We start from the raw sequence: 2,588 nt of genomic DNA on the forward strand, positions 1-2,588 counted from the left end.
CGCCAGACGCGCCGCCCGATCGTCCCCAGTGTCCGGTCGACACGCCGCCGTTGCCGGCTGGGCCTCCCAAGGCCGCGTTCTTCGCCACAGTGCCGCCAGCGATTGTCAAGTCTCCGCGCACATAGGCCGCGCCACCGCTGACCGCGCCTCCGTTGCCGCCATCGCCGCCCCAGTCACCGTTGCCCCCGTCAACGCCATGGCCACCCATCGTGATGTTGCCCGAAATCATGGCCGTCGCGGGCAAGCTGACGGTGCCAACGACGTACAAGCCCCCACCCTTGCCGTTCCCGCCGTCGCCGCCCCTCTGGAGCTGCGTACCACCGCTGCCCCCGTCGCCACCTCGGGCGAAGTTAGAGCTGACCGAAAAACTGCCGGTCACGCTAAGGGTCACTCCACCCTCAAGGGCCAGGCCGCCCCCCAACGCGCCGCCGCCGGGTAAACCGCCGTAGTTGCTGTTGCCCCCGCTGCCGCCGTCGCCACCGGATGCCTGGTTAGCAAGCACTTGCACGTTATTGAGCGTTAACGTGCCGCCGAGAGCGTAGATACCGCCGCCCAAGGCGTCGGCACCTTGGGTAGGTGCGGTACTTCCCGACCCGTCGCTGCCACTGCCGCCAATGACCTCATTGCTGACAATGTCAACATTCGTCAGCGTTAGCTTGCCGCCCTGGCTAAGGATGCCACCCCCAAGCGCCTTGGTTTGCGGCAGTCCGCCCGCATCCAGGGCCATGCCATCCGTGATTGTCAGATCTTGCACCAGCACCTGTACTCCCGGCTTCACATCGAAGATGCGGTCGACCTGCATCGCGTCGATGACCGTCGCGCCGCGACCGGCCCCGCGGATAGTCAGGACGCCCACTGTGTCCCCACGACCTTCTATGAGAACGGCTGACCTGTCAAGACGGAATCTTCGCAGAGGTTCCTGGTCGTCAGAAGCGATTCATCCTTCTATTAGCGGGTCACTGCCTCCGGTGAGGCAGGCCACGAACATGGTATCGGAAGCCGCGGTGGCACATTCTCCGGGAGTAGGGTCAAGCCCATCGCATGACAGGCCCGCCCCAATGGTCGCGAGATGCTCACCGGGCTATCTCCGCTCCATGACGCAGGAACCTTCTTCGTCTCTTCTCTGAACAACGCCGTTGCCGTTGCTGTTTCTTCGCCTTATCCTTTGCCTACGCCGCCACTTGGTTGAATCGCACCTTGTCTTTGAGCATCTTGAAGATGCTTCGCAGCAGCATCCGCGCCACGATGATCCGGGCGATGTTCGTACCGTGCCTGGCCCGGGCGCGCTCAAACGCAGGCCGGTAGCGCGGGATCTGGCAGACCCACTGCATCGACTCGATCAGCAGGTACCGCAGGTGGCTGTCCGTTCCGCCTCCGCCGATCTTGCCGTTGTGTCGCGTGTCATCGGATTGTCGATGCCCCGGCGCCAAGCCGGCATACGAGATCAAGTTCTCGGCATGGGGAAAACGTTCGATGGACCCGATGTGCGCCAGGATCGAGACGGCCGTCACCATGCCGATGCCTCGCACCTCATCCACCCACTGCGCCTCGAGCCACTGCTCGTACACCGCCTGCATGGCCGCTTCCATCGACTGACGGCGCTCCGCCAGTTGCTCCAGTTCCAGAAGCTTGAGGTCCAGCACCATCCGGTCGCTGGCCGAGAGCTTCAACGAACGCAGACGCCTCATGCCTTTCTGCGTCCACAGGCCTTGCCGGTCGTACCACGTCTCATGGTGCAGGAAGTGCGTGATCCAGTTCTTCACCGCCGTCTGCCGCTCCACCAGGTCCTGACGGCTGTCCACCAGCCGCCGTAACTCCCGCCACCGCACCTCCGGTTGATACGACCGCGGTAGCGAACCATTCAGGAACTCCCGCAGCATGCGCCCCGTGTCGATCTTGTCGCTCTTACGCCGATACGCCTTGGGTGGAAGTGGCATCTGCAGCACGTTGGCCATGATGAACTCGGCACGCGAGCCGATCAACTCCTTGATCCGCGCCCAGCCCGTCGTGCTCTCCATGATCCAGATGACCTTCCCGCCGAGTCGAGAAGCCTCAGCCGTGGCCTTCTCCACCAGACGTGATAACCCTGCTGGCGTGGTGGGAATGTTCAGACAACGCTCTTCGCCGCTGGCACAGTGGAACCAGCGGACCTCGGTGTTTTCGGCATGATAATCCACGGCCAGGATGATATCCTTACGCTCGTACATGGCGGTCTCCTTCCGGCCCTATGGGCCACTTGTGAAAGCCAGTCCATTCTGGCTCTCTTCAGACGTCCTGTTTATCAGGACAGACCTGCGAAGGAGACCGTCTTGTTCTCATGCCATCTCCGGGTTATGAGACTGACGAGTTCGGTTTCCGGAGGTTCTTGACCCGCTTGGATTTACGACGTATAGCCCTGTCTCTCAGGGTCTTAACCCGATCAACATGTTGATCATGGTGATCATGATGATCACAAATTTCGCTACATTTCGCTACAGTCCTTGTCAAGGTTTCGCCGTCGAAACCGCACCTCCGGGCTGAACACCCGACATCCTCAAGAGCCTGCGGCCTGCCGTAGGGCTGTAGCAGCGTTCTGCCACAGCAGGTGC

At 62.0% G+C, this 2,588-nt stretch carries 1 protein-coding gene and 1 pseudogene; both read right to left on the reverse strand.

Annotated features, from left to right (window positions below; all coding sequences use genetic code 11):
- Positions 1-802 (reverse strand): annotated as a pseudogene (locus QZY44_RS02715) (hypothetical protein); the annotation flags it as partial.
- Between the two features lie 367 nt (positions 803-1,169).
- Positions 1,170-2,207 carry an IS110 family transposase gene (locus QZY44_RS02720; protein WP_295441897.1) on the reverse strand — a complete coding sequence of 346 codons (1,038 nt, stop codon included), beginning with the start codon at positions 2,205-2,207 and terminating at the stop codon, positions 1,170-1,172.
- Positions 2,208-2,588 lie beyond the last annotated feature (381 nt).

The sequence above is a fragment of the uncultured Thiodictyon sp. genome (assembly GCA_903837595.1).
Classification (GTDB): Bacteria; Pseudomonadota; Gammaproteobacteria; order Chromatiales; family Chromatiaceae; genus Thiodictyon.